This is a genomic window from Chryseobacterium sp. (genome assembly GCF_008831505.1).
GTDB lineage: Bacteria > Bacteroidota > Bacteroidia > Flavobacteriales > Weeksellaceae > Marnyiella.
The window spans coordinates 279,107-301,837 of the sequence record NZ_CP044507.1; the positions used below are offsets into that span (position 1 = coordinate 279,107).

The following is a 22,731-nucleotide window of genomic DNA, read 5'->3' on the forward strand; positions in this document are numbered from 1 at the left end:
GCCGCGATGGAACTAGAAAATGAAAAAACAAAATTTCTACAGGCAGAACAAAATTTGAAAAATATCAATATAACATTGTCACAGATGCAGGAAGCGGTTTCAAATCTAAATAAAACCAAAAGCGGTGCATCAATAAATACTGAGAAAGATAAGATTACATACAGCTCCCAAACGCTCCAATTATTTGAACAGCTAAGAAAATCACTGAGACAATGGGAACAAAATTATCTCATTATTTCTTCTACTGAAGGAGTAGTTAGTTTCCAACAATTTTGGGGCGAGAACCAATTTGTAAAACCCGGTGATATTGTGATGTCTGTTCTACCCAATGATAAGGAATTAGTTGTTGGTCGGATGTTGATTCCATCAGTGAATTCCGGTAAAGTTAAACCAAATCAAAAGGTTTTAGTAAAGCTTGATAATTACCGATACCAAGAATATGGAATCGTTGAAGGCAAGGTCCAAAACATTTCTCTTACTCCAGATGATAAAGGGAACTATTATGTTGACGTTTTGCTTCCAAAAGGATTGCGGACTTCTTTTGGGAAAAAGTTGCCATTTGACAGAGAGCTCAAAGGAAGTGCCGAGATTGTCACCGAGGATTTAAGGCTAATTGAAAGGTTTTTCTATCAAATTAGGAAATTGTTGGGGTATCAAGCTTGATGTTTTTTTTAAAAAAATAATTGTTAATGCTAAGATTTCTTACAGAAACGAGGGATTTCCGTGCATTATTAGTGCAAATTCTCAACAAATAAAGTCATCTTTTTCAAAAACCTGCCTGATTTAACCACAGGCAATTTTTCAACCTGCGTAAATTGGGCACATCCCAATCACAAAGCCGCGTAAAAAAGCCCATTTCCAAGAGAATCTTTTTCATTATTTTTAATTCCAAGATTATCTAAACTAAAATCTAAAAAATAACTCTGAAATAATCATCTACAGAATTTTCAGTCCTTCCGATTCTTTTGTTAAATATGCACTCCCAAAGTAACCACCTGCGAAAAATAGACACAAGTTCAAAATCAACCTGGGTAAAATAGACCCACCCTACATTTTCCTAAATGATAAGCATTCTGACAAAAATTTCAATGATAAAAAGACACACCTTCCTTCAAAACCTGCACCAAATAAACTTATCTTTTTCAATAAGTTGGGTAATTTAGCTACAGGTTATCATGCAACCTGCGTAAATCAGCCACATCCTACTCGCAAACGTGGGTAGAAAAGTTACACCTCAATTCTCCCCGTTTTCCATGTTTTTTTCCTTCCAAAGCAACTTTATCATAAAAAACCGCAAAACAACCCTAATATAAGCATTCGAGGAACCTTTTCAGACCTCTAAAAAAATCAGTAAACTTTTGTTGCAAGATGTGTCTTTGTACCCACAAACTTTTCAAGTTTTGGGACAAAGACGGTCTTGCCTTTTTGCAAAAGGGGAAAAAACGGCGGAACTTGTTTTTTTTAATCACCAAATCTGGTTCAAGCATCTAAACTCGTCTAAATTATTCTTTTTTAATCTTCGGAGAATCTAAACTCGTCTAAATTGTTCTTATTTAGCCCACGCCCCATGAACACTATTGTTTTCACGGATTTGATGTCCCAATTTTGCAACAGAAATTTTAATCAAAAAAATGAAAGCAACCCTCTATGTTCTCCTGACACTTTTTGCCATCAACCTCAATGCGCAGGTCGGAATAAACACACAGACACCCGAAACTACTTTTGATGTAGTAGGAAAACCAAACGACACCTCACATCATGACGGGATTATTCCTCCAAGGATAACGGGCGACCAGTTGGCGAACAAGTTTTACACACAGGCAAAAAAAGGTGCGGTTGTATTTGCCACCGCTCCGGCTTCCAATCTTTCGGGGCAGGTCATCAATATTTCAGAATCAGGAATGTATTATTTTGACGGCAACGTATGGCAGAATTTCGCAAAGGAGAAACAGCCTGTCGAATACAGAATTGTACTCACCTTCGATCCCAACAGCACCGCCGCACTGACAGCAACTTCAACTTGGTCCGCCCCTGTAAACTATTCGGGAAATAGCCACGCCTATCTTACCTCCTCAAAATATTACACCATCGGAACCAAAAATTTCGGAGGACTAAAGGGAGCGGTTTTGTTCAGAAAAGTACAGGGAATTGTAAATGTATGGTTTCAGATGTACAGGTCTTCTGATTCCGCACCGATTACGGGAAACGCCTTCATCAGCATTGCGAGCATCTACAGCGACATCGGATACATTCCCAACCAGATTGTCTTACTGCATACGGAAAATTCCACGCAATATTTTCCAGCCCTGCTGGAGAATTACAGCATCCAGATTCCGCAAACCTCCCTAAACGCAATGTCCACATCCTACTACACCTACGGAGAAGTTCAAGGATATTCCAACTGGATCAAGCCTTATCTGCCCTAATTGATGATTCAACAAAGTCCTTAATGGAAAAAGAAGACTACATAAAATTCAGAATATCCAAAACCAAAAAACAGGACTGGAAAAAAATATGCAAAGACAGAAACCTCACATTGACCGACTTACTGACGGCATCAGTTGAGAACAGAATTTTAGACAACGAAAGAAGACAGATACTGGCGTTCATTGAAAAACAAGACAACGTCTTCATCAAGATAGAGACCAACATCAACCAGGTAGCGAAAATTGCAAACGGACAAAAGTTTATTTCGGAATCAGAACTGAAAAACTTCACCGCAAAGCTTTCAGAAATCGCCAAATTGAAGAAGCAGCAAAACCAAATCTTCGAAAAGATCTATGAAATGCTCGCAAAATGATTGTCAAGATTATTCCTGCTTCAGGCTCGGATTTTCACGGCGTTCAGTACAACGACAAAAAGATGGAGAAAGGAACAGGAGAACTGATGCTGATGAAAAACTTTCCCTCCTTCATCAATGGGGAAAGCAGTCCGGAGCAGGTTCGGGACTACTTCAAATCCATTTCAAAAAATGAGAAGGTAAAGAAACCACAGTTCCACGCCGTCATTTCTGCAAAATATCAGAATCATGGCAAGGAAGAAATCACCGAAATCGCCAAAGACTTCATGCAGGAAATGGGCTACGGAAAACAGCCGTTCATAGTTGTTTACCACAGCGACACCGAGAACAACCACGTCCATATCGTCTCCACAAGGGTTGACAAGCAGACCGGAAAGAAAATCAACGACAGTTACGAACGCTTGAAAGCCCAAAAAGCATTGGCAGATACACTAGAAAAACGATACGGAGTAAGTTCCGAGGAAAAATTAGAAAAACTGCTAAACTATCAAATTGCTTCACTCAGCCAACTGGAACTCCTGCTTGAAAGAAGCGGGTTCAAACTAACTAAAGACACAAATGATGAAAATGACTTTTCCATTCTGAAGAACGGGGTAAAACTTAAAACCATCCACGGTAACCAAATCAGTTTTACCCCCAATTCGGACAACGGACGAATGAGACAGCTGAAAGCCATTTTGAGCAAATACAAAGACCTCTGTTCCAATAAAGTCTTCAAGGTAGAGGACAGAAGGGCGCAGGAATCACTGCTACCGGAAGAAAGGCACAGCGACCATTGGAAACCCAAGATAGAGTTCGAGAGCGAGCTCCAGAAAAAATTGCGGGACATCTACGGACTGGATGTGGTCTTCCACCACAAGGACGGACAGAAACCCTTCGGATACAGCATCATCGACCACAAATCGGGAAAGGTGTTCAAGGGAAGTGAGATCATGAAGATGGACGACCTGTTTGAGATGACCGATGAGAAAATTGACAAGAAACTTTTTGAAAGTCTAAAGGACTATAATCTGGCGGACAGTTTTTCAAAACAAATATTAATGGAGCATCTGAAACGCCAGAATCCCGAAAACGCTATAATAGAATTTATGCTTTTCGAGTCTAAGAAAATAAAGAACAGGGAGGTTTTCAACGCCATAAAAAACGAGGTAAAGGATTATGTCGAAACACAGAATAACAAGGATGTCCACCTCATAAAATCGGAAGATGGAAAATATTATGCCGTCCACTCCAAACTGCATTATGTGGGTTCATTGGAAAACTTAATTGGAGAGAATGCCTATCAAAAATTCCTCAATCCAAGCAAAGAATTGACACCGGAAAGTAGAGATGAAAATCTTTCCAAGGAACTGGATAGAACCATAGACGACCTGATTTTCCAATTCACCAAACCGTCGGGAGGAACAGGGAGAGACCCTGCCGAAGAAGAGTTAAGAAAAAGACGCAAAAATAAAAAAAGAACATAAGAATGATCATCACATTTGCCACCCAAAAAGGCGGAACAGGGAAAACCACCCTCGCCATCGCATTCGCCAACTATCTCTCCAGAATTTCTACAAGGAAGATCAAGGTGTTTGATTTCGACTACCAAAAATCCTTCTTCAACAAATGGAGGGAGGATGCGGACTCGGAACTGCCCAAACTCTACGAGGTGGAAGTCATTGGCGAAGATGACGATGAGCCGCCTTTCGAGGACTTGGAACAGGTTGTCGACCTGAAAGAAAGCAAAGACCTGTTCCTGTTCGATCTGGCGGGAACACTGGACCAGAGATACAGCGATGTTTTGGTGTACAGCGACTTCATCATCATTCCCTTTGAGTATTCCGATGTGTCCGTAAAATCAACCTTGGTATTCAAAAATCTTCTGGGTTTGTTGGAAAGCGAGGCGGAAAGAATCTTCATCCGCTCCAAATACGACAAGGGCTACAAATATCTCAACCAAAAGGAAATGGATATCGAGTTGGCAAAATACGGAACTCTACTAGAAAATCCCGTGTTCAAGAGAAACTGCCTCCAAACCATCGACACGAGAAAACTCACCTACGAGCAAAAATACGCCGTAAAGAAGCCGTTCGACGAAATTATACAGCAGATCAGCGAGGTCAAAAAAGTTGCGCTTTAACGAGAGACAAAAGAGACAAGAAAAAAATAATCCATAAACCACAAACCTCAAATCAATACATTATGTTAAAATACTCACTCATCCTTTTAGGAGCCTACTTTCTGTACTATGCCGGAAATATCGTCTACGACCTTTTCCTAAAAAAAGAGAAAACCGTTCAGACCGATGTTGCAGAAGAATACTCACTCGGCGACTTTGCACAGGCGGAGAATGAGGAACCCACCTTGATCGGCATCGAGGATGTGGAAAATCTCAAAACCCCGAAATCATTCCTAAAAAGCGAACCCATTCCGATTCAAAGACAGAACAATTTTGAAGACAATCCCAGTTTGGAAGAATTGAGGAAACGATTTGAAGAGGAAGAGGATTTGGATGGGACCAGCTCAAAACAGCCCGAAACCAAACACCATGAAAATCCGCCACAGCAAACGGAAATCAGCAAAAAGCCAGAAATTATTGAGCCAATAGTTTCCAAGAAAAAAAATGATGCACAGAGCAAGAAAGACCAATGGAAAGAATTTGTCAACCTTTCTGAAACCAACGTAAAACTGGTGGACAATATTGAGGGACAAAAGGTTTACCACTCGACGATTTAACCAATTTACCATACATAACTAACCTAAATTTTAAAAATGATGAAAAATTTTATCAGAAAAAACGTGACAAAAAAGAAAGTTCTAACCCTTGCCTTGGTGATGCTGGCAATGACCCCGATGCTTGCGCAGGGCGGAGCGACCGCCATCTCCAATGCCGCTTCCGACATTAAGGACTATTGGGACCCCATCAAGCTGATATTAAAGGCAGTCGGTGGACTCGTAGGATTTATCGGAGGATTGAGGGTGTACAACAAATGGACGAACGGCGACCAGGATGTCAACAAAGAAATCCTCGGCTACGGCGGTGCGATGATCTTCCTTATCGTGGTTCCGGAATTTGTAACCGCATTCTTTGCTTAAGATGGGATACTACCTGTACAAGGGGCTCAAAAAACCCCTTGTATTCTTCGGACTCAAAGGCAAATACATCATTTATGCGGTAGCCGTCATCGGCGCAGGTGTGGTTGCGGCACTCATCTTATCCAAATTCGGATTGCTGGGTTCATTATTAGGTTTATTGGTAACCGCAGGAGGTGTCTACCTCATTTTCAAGAAGCAGGACAAAAACGGACTCTACGACAAGACCAAAAATTTTGACCAGATATTCATTTTTCCAAAAAAACTCAACAACAAAAGATTTTTAAAAGATGGTAAAGACAAAGAAACAGGCATTTGACATTCCCTTCATCGGCTACGATTACGGAAAGGATTTTGGATGGGATTTTGATGTCCTCTTCGGACAGTACGGGAATCCGATTATCGGCATCAGAATTAAGAACATTGTGGAACAGTATTCCGCCGACCCAGACAACTACCTGAACTTCCATACCGTGCTGAATCAAGTCGTATCCATTATTGGCGAAGGAAGAATCGTTCAAAAACTCGACATCTTTTCCAAAAAGAGATATACCGCCGAATCCTCCAACCAGTTCCTCCAGCAGAAATACTCCGAGCATTTTGACGGAAGACTATTTAAAACCATCGAAACGGTACTCCTGTTTACGGACATTGTGGACGACAAACTCAAGAAGAAAAACAAGCACTACCAGTTTTCCGAAAAAAGTTACAAGGAACTTCGCGACAAATGCCAAAAGGTGTTGATGCTCTTGAAGCAGAGCGGTTGCGAACCCCAATTTTTATATGAGAAAGATTTTGAATACTACATTTCGGGTGTATTGTCGATGCAGTTTACGGAAACCCCGGTTTTTGACAATATCAAAAGTACCAACGAATATCTCCAAATCGGAAACCGCTTCGTCAAAAATATTTCCTATGTGGATGTCGAAAATATCGACCTGCCTTCAGAAATAGACCCTTTTTCCATACTGGGTGGAAATGGAGCCGCATCGGAAACAGCGGTGGACAATTTCACCTTCATCAATGAATTGGAGGATTACGAAGCCATCATCTACAATCAGGTCATCACCATTCCCCTGCAGGCGCAACAACAGCGGGAACTCGACAAAAAGAAGAAAAAGCACGAGGGAGCGGCAAACAACTCGCCATCCAACGCCATTATTGCAGAAGAAATCCAGACCCTTCTGCACAATATCGCCATCGACGGACAACTCGTGGTCAATGCCCATTTCTCCCTAATATTTTCAACACATACACTGGAAAAAATGGAAGGGATACAGTCGATGATTGAGAACAAGCTCTTTACGAAGGGGATTATCGTTTCCAAGAATGCCTACAACCAGCTCGAACTCTTCCGCTCCGCCATTCCGGGCAATGCCACGGAACTTCGAGAGTACGATTTATTTATGACGACAAGCGAAGCGGCCTTGTGTTTTTTTTTTAAAGAAAGTTACCCCGTGAACGAGGAATCCAATTTTTATCTGCGGTTTACGGACAGACAAGGCGTTCCTTTGAAAGTTGACCCAGCGGATTTGCCGATGAAGACGGGAAGAATCAACAACAGGAACAAATTTGTCCTCGGGCCATCAGGTTCTGGAAAGTCCTTCCTGATGAACAATATCGTGGAGCAATACCTGACCTACAATTACGATGTGGTGATTGTGGACACGGGCGATTCTTATTCGGGTACCTGCAAATACAAAGGCGGGAGATACATCCAGTACACCGAAGAAAAACCCATCACCATGAATCCCTTTCTGATGGACAAAAAAGAGTTCAACATCGAAAAAATAGAATTTTTGACCAATTTGATTTTCCTGATTTGGCAGGGTCCCGACGCCACGATGTCGTCCGCACAGAAATCCATTTTGGACAATGTGCTGATGTCGTACTACCACCAATATTTCAATTCGGGAACAAGGTGGTATGAAAGCAAGACTTCGGAAGAACTCATTCTCTATCTGAACAAATACAACATCCACGAGGAGGATATTATTTCAGATTTTGAGAAGCAGTCCAATGGACAAAACAACTACTACGACATTTTGGGAATCGCGTTCGATGCGGGTTCCGACGAAATCAAGGAGGCGTTCCGAAAACTCGCCATCGAATATCATCCGGACAAAAATATGAACAACCCGAATTACGACAGCGAAAAATTCTACAAGGTTTACGAAGCTTATGAAACCTTGAACGATGAAGATAAGAGAAAAATCTACAATGAGACGCAACTCATCCTCATCAAGTCCAACGAGATTATCAGGCAGCCGAAAACGGCGGAAGAATGGAACGAGTCCTTCCGAAAAACCATCATCAAGAAAATTAAGGAGCTCGAAGAAAAATTGGAGGCAAAAGAACTTTCCTTCAACGGATTCTATGACTACTGCGATAAATTTCTGCCCCTTTACCTGAACAATAAGAAACACCACATCACCGAAAAGGAATTTAATCTAAGGACATTCTTGTTCGTGCTGAAGGATTTCTACAAAGGCGGAAGATATGGAACGACACTCAACGAAAGTGCAGACAACACGCTCTTTGACGAACCATTCATCGTCTTTGAAATCGACAATGTGAAAGACAACCCGAAACTGTTTCCGATCGTGACACTCATTATCATGGATACCTTCATCCAGAAAATGCGTCTCCGAAAAGACCGAAGAAAGGCGCTCATCATCGAGGAAGCATGGAAGGCGATTGCCAGCAAATTGATGGGCGGATATATTCTCTATCTCTACAAAACCGTAAGAAAGTTTTGGGGAGAGGCGGTGGTCGTTACACAGGAATTGGACGACATCATCGGAAACGCCGTCGTAAAAGACAGTATTATTAATAACTCGGACACCTTCATATTGCTGGATCAGACCAAGTTCAAGGACAACTTCGACAAGATTGCATCACTGCTTTCATTGAACAAGGTGGAACAAAACAAGATTTTCACCATCAATAATTTGAACAACAAGTTTGGAAGAAGCCGTTTCAAGGAATTTTATCTGAAGCGGGGTTCCAAAGGAGAAGTGTACGGCAATGAGGTTTCCTTGGAGCAGTATTTAACCTACACCACGGAAAAACCCGAAAAATCCGCAGTCGAATACTATGTCCAACAATACGGAAACTACGACGAGGCTTTGCAAAAAATTGTAGGCGATTTGAAAAATTTCGGAGACAGCCTTGAAAACTTGGTATCGCTCGTCAACCTTTATCAAAAGCCATTGGACAAAAAGGTGGTTTCCTATTACAGGATGATGAAGAAGACGCACAAAGGGCAAAATATCTTCAAAATCATCTCGCAGGAATTGGAAAACCGAAATATCCATTTTTCAGAATTAATCAACCAAAAACACGAGGAATATGAAAAAGTATAAGCCCCAAAATCCCCAAAGGGGACTTTCAATAAATTCCCTCTCTTGGAGGGTTTGGAGGAGGCTTTTCCTGTTGATTCTCCCCCTTTGGGGGACATGGGGCTTCTCCCAAAACACCTACATCGACCCGACGGTAACGGCGGCGATGATCCTCTATTCAGAAAACTTGAAAGCCAAGCAGAACGATGTGATTGATGAAACCTCCAAACTGAAGGATGCCCAAGCGTGGGTGGGAACCCAGATGGTGGTTGCCAACGATATTCAGAATAAGATTCTGAAAGGTCTGAAGGAAGTTTCGGGAACCTTGCAGAACGGAATCCAGGTGAAGGAGATTTATTCGGAACTCAACAAATGCTACAATTATTCATCGCAGGTAGTTCAGTTGGCATCGGCACATCCACAATATGCCATTTTCGGGGTAAAGGCTTCACAGAAAACCTATGAACAGAGTATAAAAATAGTGACTGATGTCTCCGACATCCTCGCCTCGGGAGAGCTGAACCTTGCCACTGCGGGAGACCGATACAAGATATTGCACAACATTTCCGAGAATGTCAAAAACCTAAAGCTTTGGCTTCTGGCAATCAAGTTAAGACTGGAAAAAGCCAATCGTTTGGGATTCTGGAACTCCATCAATCCATTTGCAGGATACATCAATACCGACAAGGGAATTGTAGAAAATATTATGAACCGATACAAAAGAAATTTCTAGCCCCTGTCCCCAAAGGGGAACAATGTAAAAAAATAAGATGAAAATGAAACATCCCATAATTAACGCTTTAAAAAGCCCCCTTCGGGGGTTTGGGGGCTTGCTGATTTATTTTGTGCTCACTTCATCCAGTGGCGGCTCCACGCCGTCTTGGCAGCAGGAAAACGTATCCTTTCCGATGATGAACCTAGAAATCAAGGCGACGATGGATGAAAACGAGAGGCAGAAGGAGATGCGGAAAAACCAAATTGCCAATGCCACGGTGGAAACTGCCAACAAAACCCAGTGGAACAATTTCAAGGACAAGGTGACCAAAATTCAGGACAGACTTCGAATCGTATCGTTCGCCATTCAAGCGATTCCCACAGGAATTGCGATGAGCAGGGAGATTACGAAAATCACCCAAAACCAGCAAGCCATTATCCATGAAATCAGTACCGCACCTTATTCCATCATCGCGGTTCTGCCTTCACAGGTTCAGTTTGTGGATGATCTGCAAATGGTGACGAGGCTGATTGTCGGGATTGTGGTTTCCTATGGGGCAATGAACCAGATGGAAAAGTCGGAGCGCAAGATTTTATTGGATTATGCCTTGGGAGAAGTCAAGACGCTGAGCAGAAATTCTACCCATATGCTTTTAAAGATTCGGGACATCAAGGCAAAAGTCTTACGAAACAAAAGAGCCTTTCAATACTATGTGAATCGGGACAAACAGGTGGTCGAGAACATTATGAAAAACATCAAATCCTTTTAAAAATGAGAAAACTATTTATCGGAGGAATCTTGTTTTTTTCTGTTGGTTTTGTAAGCGGACAGCAGATTGTTATCAACGACAAACTCTTGGTGCAGATGACCACCAACCACGGCGTAAGGCTGGGAAGCGAGCAGGCATTTCTAAACTCTTATGAAAAACAGAAGGAACTGTACGACGACATTAAAAACAAGACTGCAAAGGTCATCGCCATTCAGGAATACATCTACCAACAACTAAAAAATGTCAACTCGGCACTCACGCAGAGCAAAAAGTTAATCTATCTGTACCAATATCTGGGAAAGGTAGCGAACAACTCCAACAAAATGCTGGACTTGTCGGCGCAACATCCAGAATATGCCGTCTTGGTTTCCAAATACTATGTCGAAATCGGCAAACAGACCTTAAAACTCAAGCAGGAAGTCACGCAGGATATTTTGAACGAGAACAAGGATTTCCTGATGGATCCGATGGACAGGGAGATGCTTATTGAAAAGGTGTTTACCCGAGTTCGGAACATCAATGGAAACATCCTCTACATCATATTGCGGTTAGAAAACGCCAAGAAGATTCCGTACCTGTACCAGGTTCCAGTGCTAAGAAACTACCTCAATATCGACAGGGCGATTGTCGGAGACATTATCCAGAAATACAAATACATATTCAATTAAAAAGATGAAAAAATTAGTTAAAAAATTTGCCCTCGTTCCGCTTTTGCTGACAGCAGTCGGCGTATTCGGGCAGTTTACCGTAAAGCGTTTGAACGACCCCTCCATCGTAGCCCAGCACAAAAGGATGGTGTTCCAGAGTTGGGGCGATTGGCGTCCCTATCCAAAATACCTTTTGGGGATTCAGACCAACTTCGCGTATGCCACCGTTTGGGGAATGTGGGCTCCCAGCAGAAACAGGGATTATAAGGATGGAGAAGATATCCGACCGCTAAAACCGACGGGACTTCAAAACCAGCGTTTTGCCCAAGTGAAATTTCAAGAGGAAGAGGCAAAAAAGATAAAGGCGGCATCCGACACCATCTATAAAAGAAGCGTCCAAGACTTTGCCCATTGGACTTCGGCGACGGTCGATGCAGACCCGCTCTGGTTGCTCTACTACAAAAGGATGCTCAGACCCATTACCGAATTTCCAGACAATCCTCAAAACTTTATCGAATGGAGGCTGAAGAACCAGCAAACCTACGAAACGCTCAATACCACGGGAACTTTAAAAAGACTTCAGGAGGAATTGGACTTAATCAAGGAAAAATATTCAATGTCGAGGTCGATGGATATGCCGAGAGGAAAACGCTTTTTGATGTACCATGACACCCTTATCAAATGGAGAAGGTTCGTGCAGGAATTAAGGAAACACAACGATAAGACGACACTTCTTTTGGACTATAAAAATATTCTGAAAAACCATTCGCCTTATGCATTGCCACAGGCTTGGACTCCCGCTTCCGACAAGCAGATCATCCACAACACGATGCAGCAGTACAAACATAAATTTTAGTGATGAAAAGAAATACTACACCCTTATTTTGCCTCTTGGCAATATTGCTGCCGATAATCGGCTTTGCCCAAACCGACGGCGACTACAGCAACCTGCTCCAATTTCTAAAGGGCGACGGCGCATTTGAGAAATGGTTTATGGAGGTCTTTACCAAACTGGACAACAGCGTTCAAAACGGTGCTGTCGGATCCGCTTTGGTTGGAAGGGCGATCGGAGGACTGGGAGCGTTGATGTATCTCGGATACATGGGTTGGCAAATGGCGGCGGGCGACCGGGAATGGGAAATCACCCCGATGCTCAAACCAATCCTCATTGGATTTACCCTGGTGTATTGGAGTGGTTTTGTCAATCTGATTCAGGCACCCTTTGAAGCCATTGCAGAACCGGGAATCGCCATTTTCAGCGACATTGAGTCCGAAGTGAATGATTTGAGGATTCAACGATTCAAGAAACAGCAGCAGCTACTCGATGCCGTCATCAAACTGAAAGCCGACGAGGATGCGAAGCAGGACGTCATCAACAACACCGGCAAAGATGCCGACGACTCTTGGTTCGACATCAGCGAGGGACTGGACAAACTCATCCAACCCATCAAGGAATGGCAGTTACGGATGGAGTTCCAGCTCCAAAAACTGGTTGCAGAAATTATCGAGTTCGTTTGCCTTTCCATCCTTCGAATCTGTGTCTACCTTATTTTCTTCATCCAAAAAATTTGGGCCTACATCCTCATTATTTTGGGGCCTATTGCGGTAGGTATGGCGCTCGTTCCAGGATTTGAAAACTCGCTGTACAGCTGGGTTTCCAAGTTCATCAACATCAACCTATACACCTTTGTAGCCTATACCATCATCAATATTGGTCAGCAACTGATCGCTTCGGGTTATGAAATGGAGATTGAGCGGTATGACACGCTTTTAACCAATGGAACCATCACCAATTTAGATGCCTTGATGGTTTATGTGAGCAATTCGGGAATGATCTACAACCAGCTCTTTACCTGTGTCGCCTATATCGTGACGGGAATCGGGGTATTGATGACGCCCACCATTGCCGACACCATTGTTACAGCGGGAGGTGCAGGTGCGATGACCAAGATGAAGAGTGCTGCTGGAAGAATGGCGAGTGCCGCTAAAACAACGGTATTGGCAGCCAAAACCGGTGGAGCTTCCGTAGCGGGAGCAGCAGCAAAATCGGCTGCATCAGGTTCCGCATCGGGAATGGTCAACAGTGCGATGAATAACAACAAAAAATAAATAAGATGCTGATCAAAAATATCGAACAAAGAATAAAAATCAACAAGGTAGTTTCGCTGGGAACAATAGCATTTGCCGTAATTATCGTATTGGCGGGCTTCTTCTTTGCCTATCGGATGATTCAGGATTCAAGAAAATCCATCTACATTTTGGACAACGGGGTTCCGGTACTGGCAAAGCAGACCGATGTCTTGTTAAACAGACCCGTAGAATACAAAGCCCAAATTGAACTGTTCCACCGACTATTTTTCACCTTGGCTCCCGATGATGCCTACATCAAGGAGAATATTCAAAAATCACTGTACCTCATTGACGACAGCGGAAAAAAAGAATACACCAATCTCAAGGAAAAAGGCTTCTACAACCAGATTGTGGCCTCCAGTTCCATGGTCAGTATTCATACGGATTCCATCTCGCTCAATATGGAGCAACAGAAATTCTCCTTTTTCGGAAAGCAGATGATTACCAGAAAGTCTGCCGTGATTACAAGAAAATTGATTACCGAAGGATACTTTGAGGACATCATCCGAAGTCCAAACAATCCGCACGGTGTGATGCTTAAAAATTGGAGGATTATCGACAACGAGGAAATCTCCAACCAAACCAAAAATTCCTATTAAAGATGAAAAATTTTCTAAAACAAACCGCAAAAAAGGGATTGGAATGGGCGGCAAAAAATCCGAAGAAGTTTTTCACCCATTCGATGGTTTTTCTCTCCGTGTCTTTTATCGGATCGCTGATACAGGGAATTTTCTTTCCGAGCCAGTCGACATTTAAAATCAAGCCCCCAAACCTCTATTCCAAAAGCAACACGACCCAGCAAATTAATAAAAACCAAGAGAAAGAAATGGAGAAAATAGTTAATGAACTCAAAATTTTAAAAATGAAAAGGGACCGAAAAGAACTCCAAAAAGAAGACAGCCTGAGAATAGAATATTTGTACAACCAATACCAAGAACTGCAACATGGACATTAAGAAAATCAACTTTAAGGAAAAAAAATATGTGATGCCCCTTCTGGCATTGCCGTTCCTGCTGCTCTTTGTGTATGTAGGTGCCCAATTTACCAAAGAGGACACCTCTAAAAAGGACAAGCCGAAAGAACTTTCCCTGTCTCTGGGAGAAACACGGGACTCCATCATGACGAAGAACGATGCCTACGACGCCTTTTTCAAGAAGGACGACAACAGGACGATGCTCGGAGGATTGGACAAGGAAGAGGACAGTCTGCTCAGTTATGAAGACCAGTTGTCTTTGGACCAGAAAAGAAAGATCGATTCACTGAAGGCGGTCTCCAGCAGACAAAATCAGCAGGCGTCAAAAGGAGGCAACTCTTCCTATTACAATCCAAAACAGCAAAATGAGGACAAGGATTTCAAGAGGTCTTCTGAAATCATCCGAATGCTGAACGACAAGTCCAATGGGAAACAGGAAAATGAGCAACTTTCAGAAAATCAAAAATCTAGTAATCAAAATGCACAGCAAGACCCCGTAAAATATCTGAAACAGCAGATGCTCGTCATGGATTCCCTAGAAAAAGCGAGGGATCCCGAATACCAAGCCAAACTCTTGGCGGAACAGAAACTCAAGGCAAACAAGGAAAAGATGGACGAGTTCCTCAATTCCACCTTCAATGTCGGCAAGTCGGGAATCAACAGCGAGTTCAATGCCTTCTACAGGGAAAATGAGAACAGTTTTATCAAAGCCGTCATTGATGAAAACAACAAGGGATTTCTGGGAAGCAGAATCCGGTTCCGATTATTGGAAGACATCTTCGTCGGCAACAGAAAAATTGAGAAAGGCTCCATCCTTTACGGGCAAATCTCGGGATTTTCCATGCAGCGGGTTGACCTCAAGATTGTCTCGGTATTTACCAAGGGAGAAATTCTTCCCGTCAACCTTTCCATCTATGATATCGACGGTTTGAAGGGACTTTATGTTCCGGAAAGCGTCTTCAGGGACATGATTCGGGAAATGGGGAGCAACTCCGTACAGGGAACACAGATGGATATGGGCGGACAGGGATTTTTCACGAGCATCGGCTCAAAATTGTTCACTTCCACCTCCAAATCCATAGCCAACCTCATTAAAACCAACAAAGCCAAACTGAAATACAACTCCTATGTATTTCTCATCGACGAAAAACAGCTTAAAGACTCACAAAACCAACAAAAGAAATAAAAATGAAAACAGCAATCAATATCCTATTATTCCTTATATCCAACCTTTTTATTGCCCAAACCGCAACCAAGGAACAAGTCATTTCGGAATTGCCCGAACTAGTGATTACGGAGGGCGTCAACCTGCACATCATCTCACCGGAACCCATCCAATATGTGGATTTGTCCACCCAAAAACTCACGGGTGATCTACCGAACATCAATATCGCGAGAATCAAGATCACGGATGCTCCTACCAACGTCGACCCAAAGGAAAAGGCAAAAACCACCTCTTTATTGAATGGCGACAAAATAGGAATAATAACCGTTGTAGGTCAGTCTTTTATTGCCCAATATAAGGCTATTTACAGAAATTCGGAAAATAAAAACACCGTGACCAACATCCATATCCAGCCAGAAGAGATGCAGCCGATTGAACTGGACAAAACCCGTTTTTCCAACTTGGAGCTGACCAAGTTTGCGATGGACATCATCCAGAAGAAGACGGAAGAAAATCCAATCAGGGAGCAAAAAGACCTTAAACTCAGTATGCAGCTCAACAATGTGTACGTTATCAGCGACTACATCTTTCTCGATATGACCTTCAAAAACAGCTCGAACCTGAGTTACGATATCGAAGACCTAAAATTTTCCATCGAGGACAAAAAAATCTACAAGGCGACCAACAATCAAAGCATCGAGATGACACCGATTTTTAGACTTTACGCCCCGAAACATTTCAGGAAAAATTTCAGAAACATCTATGTCTTCAAAAAATTCACTTTTCCGAACAGCAAGGTGATGATGATCCGCCTGATTGAGGAACAACTCTCGGGAAGAACCATCGAGATGAAGGTGAATTATTCAGATATTTTAAAAGCAGATACATTTTAGTTATGAACCCATTACCAACAGAATTAATTATTGTCCTTCTCCTGGCGTTCATCGCTTTCATCGCTTCTTGCATATCCATATTTTTTTTATTCCGTCTCAGAAAAGCAAAGAAGGAAATAGAAAAGGAAATTATAAAAATGGCTTATCTGAAAGCGTGGTATAAGGAGATTGCAGTGAAGATTTATGGTAAAGACCGTATTGAGGAAAAAGAGAAAGAGTTTTTAAAAAACTACAATTTATAGGAAGTAATGCAGGAACAACAACACCAAATTAAGATTTACGGATTCCTTCAGAAGGCGGTTTATGCGGTCGTGGCATTGGATTGTGCGTCGCTTTTCTACCTCGATGCAGATATTCCTATAGTTTCAAATCTATTGAAAAATTTCTCGAAGATGAGTTTCTTTTACCCACCCATCAACGCAAAGTTTGCGACCCTGATTCTGATTGGATTGGTTGCTGTCGGGACAAAGGCGAAGAAGAAAAAGGATTTGAACATCGCCACGGAAATCGTAATCCCCATGATATTGGGCTTGTTGATGATTTTTTCTTCACTCGTTTGGCAAAACGAGGCAGGAAACTCCAAACTCCCTAAAATTTTTCCTGCACTGAATCTTTATCAGGTCATCTATGCCGTATTGTCTTTTTTGGGTGCAGTAATCCTTCAAATGGGAGCAGACGCCATCTCAAAACTCATGCAACAAAAAATGGGAAAAGACCGATGGAATGTAGAGGAAGAAAGTTTTGCCCAAAATCAGGAACTGGTAGAAACGGACACCTCGATCAATATCCCATATCTCTTCAGATACAGTAAAAAAATCAACAAGGGATGGGTCAATATCAATCCATTTCGTGGGACGATGGTGATTGGAACGCCTGGAAGTGGAAAGTCTTTCGGAATCATCAATCCCGCAATCAGGCAAATGATAGCGAAAGGCTTCTGCCTGTGTATTTACGATTTCAAGTTTCCCGATTTGGCGCAGATTGCCTACTACCATTATCTGTTGAAGAAAAGCAAAGATTCAGGGTATGAATACGATTTTCATGTCATCAATCTGAACGAGGTAGAAAAATCCAAAAGGGTAAATCCATTGAAAAAAGAATACATCCAAACCTTGGCGGAAGCACAGGAAATGGCGGAGTCAATGGTATCGTCGCTCCAAAAGGGAGGTTCAAGTTCGGGAGGCGGCTCCGATGCTTTTTTCACCCAATCTGCCATCAACTTTCTTTCGTCGAGTATCTACTTTTTTGCCACCTACGAGGACGGAAAATATTCGGATTTACCACATATCCTGTCCTTTATGAACCGAAGTTACAAGGAGATTTTTGACACACTTTTTACCAACGAGGAAATATTCTCACTGCTTTCTCCCTTTAAGACGGCGTATGAAAACAAGGCATTTGACCAGTTGGAGGGACAGGTCGGAACCTTGAAGATATTTCTCTCACGATTGGCGACCAAGGAAAGTTTCTGGGTGTTTTCGGGCGACGAAGTGGAACTAAAAATTACGAACAGGGAGAATCCTTCCATCCTGATTTTGGCATCCGATCCAGGAACGCAGGACATCAATTCCGCCCTTTATTCATCGGTTTTAAACAGGACTTTACGACTCATCAACTCCAAACACAATTTGCCGGGAGGAATTATTGCTGACGAGTTTCCCACCATCTACATACATAAAATCGACAACGTGGTGGCGACCGCAAGGAGCAACAAAGTGGCGGTCTTATTGGGACTTCAGGAAATCCCACAACTCCGACAGTTTTACAAAAAAGAAGTTGCCGACACCATTTCCGCCATTGTTGGAAATATCCTTTCAGGTTCCGCAAGGGACAAAAATACTCTGGAATGGCTGGAGAAACTGTTCGGAAAAATCAAGCAAAAATCCTATTCCCAATCCATCTCCCAACAAGGAACGACGACCAGCATCAACGAGAAAATGGACTTTATGATTCCTGCAGGAAAAATTGCGACGCTCAAAACTGGCGAAATGGTCGGAATGATTGCTCAGGGCGAGGAAAACGACACCGAGGAATACAAAACTTCGGCGATGAACGGCAAAATCAATTTGGATATGAAGGCCATCAAACAGGAAGAACACAACTATGTGAAAATGCCTTCCTATTACTCATTTGTCGACAAAATGGGAAACAATAGGAAAAACGATGTCCTGATGACCAACTTCAGAAAAATCAATAAGGAGGTTGAATTAATCGTAAATGAATTTACTAAAAATGAAAAATAGAACGACAATAATAACATTAACAATTCTCCTTTTAACAGGCGGTTATTCCATGGCTCAATTCAATACGCTGATGCCGACAAAACCACACAAAACGGAAGACTTTAAAATTATGGAAACCCCAAAAGAGGAGAATTCCAACCAAAAAAAGGAGAAAAAATCGTGGAAAGAAATCTTCAACATCACCCCAAAATCGGAACTGAAAAACGAAACCGAAAGTTCAATGAAGATGTTAACGAGTCAAATCGACTCTCTAAAGACGATGCTTAAAAACTACCATAATGGAAACAATCAAAGTAACGTGGACTACAAAAAGATGAAAGATTCACTATTTGAACTGATGCAAAATTTTCAACCCGAAAAAAAGCAGGAAAAGGATTTTGAAACCACCTTTGAAGGTTTACGGAAAAATATCTCAATGCCTTTGCGCAATAGAATTAGCGTGACTTCGCCTTACGGAACAAGGATGCATCCAATTTTCGGCACTGCAAAAATGCACAACGGAATTGACCTCAAAGCCAACTACGAAGATGTTCACGCCGTGCTTGATGGAATCATTACCGAAGCAGGTTGGGATTCCAAAGGCGGTGGAAACTACATCAAAATCAAACATTTCAACCGATTTGAAACCTCCTATCTCCACCTCTCCGAAATCTACTACAAAGTCGGAGAAAAAGTCAGGGCGGGCTTCATCATCGGGAAAAGTGGAAACACAGGGAACTCTACCGGACCGCACCTGCATTTTGCAGTAAAGGAGTTTGGACAAAGCATCAATCCCTACCATTTCTTAAACGACCTAAACAAAGCAAACAATTTAATAGCAACCTACTATGCAAACTGAAAACCTACCTACCGAAGAACTTAAAAAGTTCGGAATCATCAATGAAGATTTGTCATTTTCAAAAAAACTGAAAGCGGACGACATCCAAAAATTTCTGCAGGGCTACACGATTGTCGCAGACAACGACAAAAACAGGGCAACTTTCCAACTCACGGAAAACAACACCCGACTGAAAGTCATCTTTCTGGAGCGGGATAAAAGCATCTCCGAAATCCTCAGAAACAGCAAGGATGGAATTGAGTATTCCACTATTCAAGACCTTTCAAACAAAAATGAGAAGAAACTTTCGCTTGAAAAAAAGGCATTCATCTACGACAAGGAAAACAACATCGTCGCCGAGTTCGACCTCATTAAAAATGCCACCGAACTCACCGCAATCATTGCCGACAAGAAGGATGTCGCGGAAATGAACCGCTACAAAAACGAACTTCAGAAACTGAAAAATTTCCTGATGGATAAAATCGACCAATATCCCGAAATCGCCAAGGAAATTTCCAACGACTTGAACATCGTTTCCAGAGAAATCAACACCGTAAACAGCATCTCACCCGATGAGAAGCAGATTTCAAAAGGTGGCAATTCCGAAATTGACCTGAACGTCAATGACAGGGATAGGTACGAAGACGCGAACAGAAACCGGGAAGAGCAGGAAGAAGAAATCGAACAGGAAATCGAACAGGAACAGGAAAAACGCCGTGGATTCCGCAGATAAATTTTTGAAAAGATGGAAACAGAAACGATCAATTACCAGAGCAAATATGGACCGAACACGAATTTCCAATTTCCGACGGACGAGGATACGCAATATCTCAAAACGTCGGCGGGCGAAATATTACCGTACAAACTCTTCAGTGGGAGAAATGATGCTGACCCAAATTCCGCCATCCTACGGGAAAAGGACAATCAAGGTTACGCCAATGACTTTGCGCTCGTAGAGCGGCAGTTTTCGGAAAACAAAAGTCTTTCATTCATGGCGGGAACCAAAATTTCTGATGTGAACGATGTGGCTTGGCTTTTCCGTGCGCTTGAAGACGAGGCGGTGGAACACACCTTTGCACTCTACAAATTCAAGGACGACAGTTATCTCGTTCAACATCTTTCGACAGGCGGAATTACTTCCACCGTTGTGGATTTACGGTTGTTGACGGGAAACGTCTTCAAAATGCAGCCCGAAAGCATCACGCTCGTCCACAACCATCCGAGCGGACAACTGATTTCGAGCAAACATGACCGACTCATGTTGCAAAGACTGCACGAAATTTTCGACCATACAGGAATAAAGGTGGAAGACGGCATCGTCATCAATCTGCGTTCGGGGAAATATTTGGTATTCAACGGAGATTTGGGAAGCGACCGTGTTCTGGAACTTTCCGAGCAAAATCAACAGCAGGGAAAAGTCAGCACCTTTTCCTTTAACAAGCAGATTTTTGCCGCCAATTATCAGCCGTTCAAAATCAACAGTCCCGAAGATTCCGCCGCCTACATTTCAAGCCAAAAGTTTGGACTGTCCGACAAGACGGAAGCCATCATCCTGAACAATGCGAACGACATCGTTGGGAAATTCATTCTTCCGCAGCATCGACAGTTCGAGAAACTGACCGAACTGATGACGATTCACGCCGGAACGGGTGTCATCCTTTATGGAAACAATGTAAACGAGCAGATGTACAAGGAATACCGCGACAAACTCGAACTGATGGGGTTCACGGCTTTGGATGCGATTTTATTGGAAAGCGGAAACTACCACTCCCTTTACGAAAAGACCAAAATCAACGTCTATGACCACCTTTTGGACAAATTCAGCAAGAACCATCTGAATGCGGAACCCATTGTCGGCGTATCGGAAAACAACCTAAATAATAGTTACTCTAAAAATTTTAGAAATATGGAAGAACCACCACAAAAGGATTACGTCAAACTGTTTATTGACGATTCCGAAGGTCATACCAAGCACGAATTTGAAATCTCCTTGACGGAAGACGACAAAGTGAACTACAGCCAGATTGCCTCAAAAATCCAGCTGTATCGAAAGCCGGAAGACCATGTTTTGCTATTCGTTGGCGGAGAACTGCTTACCTACGAGGGAAATGAGGAAACAGAAAAAATCATCGATTCCCTTAAAAGTCTTTTTCTTCCCGATGAGAAAAAACGGAGCAATTTATTCAGCCAAAGTAATTTTCATTCGAGATTTAAAGAAGAAATGGATGCCACAAGGTCAGGATTTTCGATAGACGACATCATTGGAGAGCCTTCTATAAAAGATTACGCCAAAATGAACGGAGATGACTTAACACAACACCTCAATAAAAACAAAGAATATTTTAACAATCAAACCCCAAACATTATGGAAACACAAAAAGAATTCAACCAGGTAGATTATCTAAAAAATCAGCTTAAATACCTCGGTTTCGGCGAAGACGAAAAACTTCACAAAGAATTGGAAAAAGGCATCAAGTCCAAAAACCAGCAATTCGAAATCAAAACTTCCTCGGACAAGGCACTGCCCGGAAACAAGGTTGATTTTGCCTTGAAATTCAACAAGACGGAAACGGGTGGTGTTTTCCTCAACTCTTACGACGCCAAATTGAAGAACGAGAAAGGCGAAGAAATCACCCACAATTTTTCGGTAAACAGAGAAAATACCTTTACCGCAAAAGAAGCCGTAAATCTTTTGGAGGGACGGAGCGTGAAAATCGAGTTCCACAACCCCAAAAGCGACCAGTCGGAAACCGCCTTCGTGCAGTTCAACTTTGAGGAGCCAAAGACGGAGAAAGGAAACTATATGTTCCAGAATTTCTACAAAAACTACGGTGTCGATACCGACAAAATCGTGGAAAAAGCCAACCTCGTTTTCGAAAAGCCGGAATACAGGGATAACACCATCAAGTCACTTGAAAAAGGAAATGTGGTGAAAGTGAAATTTGAAATGGACGACAAGGTGGTGGAAGGAAAAGCAGTGCTCAATCCGCAATACAAGAACCTGAACCTTTACGACAACGACATGAACCGCATCAACACCAACAAACCTTTGCAGGGAATGGAAAATGAAGAAAAACAGGAGAAAGCCCATGTGAAGGAACAGAGCATCAAACGATAATAAATAATACCTGACTATTATCCGAAGGCGGTAAGTCAAATTTTG

Annotated in this window: 23 protein-coding genes; all 23 read left to right on the forward strand. The window is 42.3% G+C overall.

Features of this window, described 5'->3' with window-relative positions:
- Nucleotides 1–6: 6 nt before the first annotated feature.
- The 23 genes from F7R58_RS13005 (at nucleotide 7) to F7R58_RS01405 (ending at nucleotide 22,686) form a co-directional block, all read left to right on the forward strand.
- Complete coding sequence (locus tag F7R58_RS13005; RefSeq protein ID WP_214649542.1) at nucleotides 7–663, forward strand: HlyD family efflux transporter periplasmic adaptor subunit; 657 nt, start codon at nucleotides 7–9, stop codon at nucleotides 661–663.
- A 968-nt stretch (nucleotides 664–1,631) separates the two neighbouring features.
- The gene (locus F7R58_RS01300; protein ID WP_024565584.1) at nucleotides 1,632–2,426 is read left to right on the forward strand and encodes a hypothetical protein; all 795 of its coding nucleotides are present in this window, start codon (nucleotides 1,632–1,634) and stop codon (nucleotides 2,424–2,426) included.
- A 23-nt stretch (nucleotides 2,427–2,449) separates the two neighbouring features.
- On the forward strand, nucleotides 2,450–2,800 hold the full coding sequence (locus F7R58_RS01305; RefSeq protein ID WP_024565585.1) for a hypothetical protein: 351 nt from the start codon (nucleotides 2,450–2,452) through the stop codon (nucleotides 2,798–2,800).
- Nucleotides 2,797–4,266, forward strand: coding sequence for a relaxase/mobilization nuclease domain-containing protein (locus F7R58_RS01310; RefSeq protein WP_024565586.1), 1,470 nt, complete (start codon nucleotides 2,797–2,799; stop codon nucleotides 4,264–4,266). Before F7R58_RS01305 ends, F7R58_RS01310 begins: the two co-directional genes overlap by 4 nt.
- A gap of 2 nt (nucleotides 4,267–4,268) precedes the next feature.
- On the forward strand, nucleotides 4,269–4,922 hold the full coding sequence (locus F7R58_RS01315) for a ParA family protein (protein WP_024567408.1): 654 nt from the start codon (nucleotides 4,269–4,271) through the stop codon (nucleotides 4,920–4,922).
- Nucleotides 4,923–4,984: 62 nt separating this feature from the next.
- Nucleotides 4,985–5,518: a hypothetical protein gene (locus F7R58_RS01320; RefSeq protein ID WP_024567407.1), complete on the forward strand. Its 534-nt coding sequence runs from the start codon at nucleotides 4,985–4,987 to the stop codon at nucleotides 5,516–5,518.
- A 36-nt stretch (nucleotides 5,519–5,554) separates the two neighbouring features.
- Entirely contained in the window at nucleotides 5,555–5,878 is a 324-nt protein-coding gene (locus F7R58_RS01325; protein ID WP_024567406.1) for a DUF4134 domain-containing protein, read from the forward strand.
- 1 nt (nucleotide 5,879) lies between these two features.
- Nucleotides 5,880–6,194, forward strand: a complete 315-nt coding sequence (locus tag F7R58_RS01330; RefSeq protein WP_024567405.1) for a hypothetical protein — start codon at nucleotides 5,880–5,882, stop codon at nucleotides 6,192–6,194.
- A complete protein-coding gene (locus F7R58_RS01335) occupies nucleotides 6,166–9,240 on the forward strand; it encodes a TraG family conjugative transposon ATPase (protein ID WP_158063196.1) in 3,075 nt (1,024 codons plus the stop codon). Before F7R58_RS01330 ends, F7R58_RS01335 begins: the two co-directional genes overlap by 29 nt.
- Nucleotides 9,227–9,949, forward strand: coding sequence for a hypothetical protein (locus F7R58_RS01340; RefSeq protein WP_024567403.1), 723 nt, complete (start codon nucleotides 9,227–9,229; stop codon nucleotides 9,947–9,949). Before F7R58_RS01335 ends, F7R58_RS01340 begins: the two co-directional genes overlap by 14 nt.
- A gap of 43 nt (nucleotides 9,950–9,992) precedes the next feature.
- Nucleotides 9,993–10,700, forward strand: a complete 708-nt coding sequence (locus F7R58_RS01345) for a hypothetical protein (protein WP_024567402.1) — start codon at nucleotides 9,993–9,995, stop codon at nucleotides 10,698–10,700.
- A 2-nt stretch (nucleotides 10,701–10,702) separates the two neighbouring features.
- Nucleotides 10,703–11,368 carry a hypothetical protein gene (locus tag F7R58_RS01350; RefSeq protein WP_158063197.1) on the forward strand — a complete coding sequence of 222 codons (666 nt, stop codon included), beginning with the start codon at nucleotides 10,703–10,705 and terminating at the stop codon, nucleotides 11,366–11,368.
- Between the two features lie 4 nt (nucleotides 11,369–11,372).
- A complete protein-coding gene (locus F7R58_RS01355) occupies nucleotides 11,373–12,203 on the forward strand; it encodes a hypothetical protein (protein WP_024565595.1) in 831 nt (276 codons plus the stop codon).
- A gap of 2 nt (nucleotides 12,204–12,205) precedes the next feature.
- Nucleotides 12,206–13,456, forward strand: a complete 1,251-nt coding sequence (locus tag F7R58_RS01360) for a type IV secretion system protein (RefSeq protein WP_158063198.1) — start codon at nucleotides 12,206–12,208, stop codon at nucleotides 13,454–13,456.
- Nucleotides 13,457–13,461: 5 nt separating this feature from the next.
- On the forward strand, nucleotides 13,462–14,076 hold the full coding sequence (gene traK, locus F7R58_RS01365; protein WP_024565597.1) for a conjugative transposon protein TraK: 615 nt from the start codon (nucleotides 13,462–13,464) through the stop codon (nucleotides 14,074–14,076).
- Nucleotides 14,077–14,078: 2 nt separating this feature from the next.
- Nucleotides 14,079–14,432 carry a hypothetical protein gene (locus tag F7R58_RS01370; protein ID WP_024565598.1) on the forward strand — a complete coding sequence of 118 codons (354 nt, stop codon included), beginning with the start codon at nucleotides 14,079–14,081 and terminating at the stop codon, nucleotides 14,430–14,432.
- A complete protein-coding gene (traM, locus tag F7R58_RS01375) occupies nucleotides 14,428–15,636 on the forward strand; it encodes a conjugative transposon protein TraM (protein WP_024565599.1) in 1,209 nt (402 codons plus the stop codon). The genes F7R58_RS01370 and traM overlap by 5 nt, the downstream gene beginning before the upstream one ends.
- Nucleotides 15,637–15,638: 2 nt before the next feature.
- On the forward strand, nucleotides 15,639–16,508 hold the full coding sequence (locus F7R58_RS01380; RefSeq protein ID WP_024565600.1) for a DUF4138 domain-containing protein: 870 nt from the start codon (nucleotides 15,639–15,641) through the stop codon (nucleotides 16,506–16,508).
- Between the two features lie 2 nt (nucleotides 16,509–16,510).
- Nucleotides 16,511–16,750, forward strand: a complete 240-nt coding sequence (locus F7R58_RS01385) for a hypothetical protein (RefSeq protein ID WP_024565601.1) — start codon at nucleotides 16,511–16,513, stop codon at nucleotides 16,748–16,750.
- A gap of 6 nt (nucleotides 16,751–16,756) precedes the next feature.
- A complete protein-coding gene (locus F7R58_RS01390) occupies nucleotides 16,757–18,751 on the forward strand; it encodes a type IV secretion system DNA-binding domain-containing protein (RefSeq protein WP_024565602.1) in 1,995 nt (664 codons plus the stop codon).
- The gene (locus F7R58_RS01395; RefSeq protein WP_024565603.1) at nucleotides 18,741–19,589 is read left to right on the forward strand and encodes a M23 family metallopeptidase; all 849 of its coding nucleotides are present in this window, start codon (nucleotides 18,741–18,743) and stop codon (nucleotides 19,587–19,589) included. The genes F7R58_RS01390 and F7R58_RS01395 overlap by 11 nt, the downstream gene beginning before the upstream one ends.
- Entirely contained in the window at nucleotides 19,579–20,301 is a 723-nt protein-coding gene (locus F7R58_RS01400; RefSeq protein ID WP_024565604.1) for a hypothetical protein, read from the forward strand. The genes F7R58_RS01395 and F7R58_RS01400 overlap by 11 nt, the downstream gene beginning before the upstream one ends.
- Nucleotides 20,302–20,313: 12 nt before the next feature.
- Nucleotides 20,314–22,686, forward strand: a complete 2,373-nt coding sequence (locus tag F7R58_RS01405) for a JAB domain-containing protein (RefSeq protein WP_024565605.1) — start codon at nucleotides 20,314–20,316, stop codon at nucleotides 22,684–22,686.
- The last annotated feature ends 45 nt before the right edge of the window (nucleotides 22,687–22,731 follow it).